The sequence below is a fragment of the Kitasatospora nipponensis genome (assembly GCF_039528135.1).
Lineage (GTDB): Bacteria > Actinomycetota > Actinomycetes > Streptomycetales > Streptomycetaceae > Kitasatospora > Kitasatospora nipponensis.
This window is the reverse complement of sequence record NZ_BAAALF010000639.1, coordinates 1-802: the sequence shown is the minus strand read 5'-3', so window position 1 is coordinate 802 and position 802 is coordinate 1. Positions and strand designations below refer to the sequence as shown.

General features: G+C 71.2%; 1 protein-coding gene. It reads right to left on the bottom strand.

What is annotated here, in order from left to right:
• On the bottom strand, positions 1 to 666 hold a 666-nt coding region (locus ABD323_RS42430; RefSeq protein WP_344447395.1), incomplete at its 3' end, for a DUF2304 family protein.
• Positions 667 to 802: the final 136 nt, after the last annotated feature.

Here is an 802-nt window from a genome sequence, read left to right as displayed (position 1 = left end):
GGCGCCGATCACCAGATCGGCCTCGCCGGTGGCGAGCCGCTCCAGCAGCGCCGGGATGTACGCCGGGTCGTGCTGGCCGTCCGCGTCGACCTGGATCGCCACGTCGTAGCCGTGCTGCTGGGCGTACCGGTAGCCGGGGCGCATCGCGCCGCCGACCCCGAGGTTGAACGGCAGCTGGGCGACGGCCGAGCCGGCGGCCTCGGCCACCGCGGCGGTGCTGTCCGCCGAGCCTCCGTCCACCACCAGGGTGTCGACGTACGGCAGCTGCTCCTGGATCTCCCGCAGGACGGACGGCAGGCCGTCCTCCTCGTTCCAGGCCGGAAGAATGATCAGTACCCGCCGGTCACCGCTCATGAGTTCACCTGTGCCTCGGTGGCGTCGGCAGCGGACGCGTCCGCGGCGCGGTCGGCCATGGGGTAGTTGCCCTGCTGGCCGAGGACGTTGCACGAAGCCGGCGAACAGCACCAGGCTCGCGCCCGACGCGACACCCAGCCGCCTGGCGGTGGAGTCCAGCAGGTCGGGGACGAACCCGAGCGGCGCGACCAGCAGACCGATGGCGAGCCAGATCGCGGCGTACTTCTCCCGGAGCTGCTGCCTACGGAGCAGCTCGAGGATGTACCCGAGCACCAGGAGACCGGTGATCGAGGTCAGAATGGAGAGTTGCACAGCGGATGGCGCCTTTCGCGCGCAGGGGCCAGCGTCATTGTGGGACAGCATATGGCACCTGTGGACACCGGCGTGTCAGGGGTGGTCACCGTCGGGGGCGGGCGGGTGATGTGGGGTTGGCCGTCGTCCGCCCGCC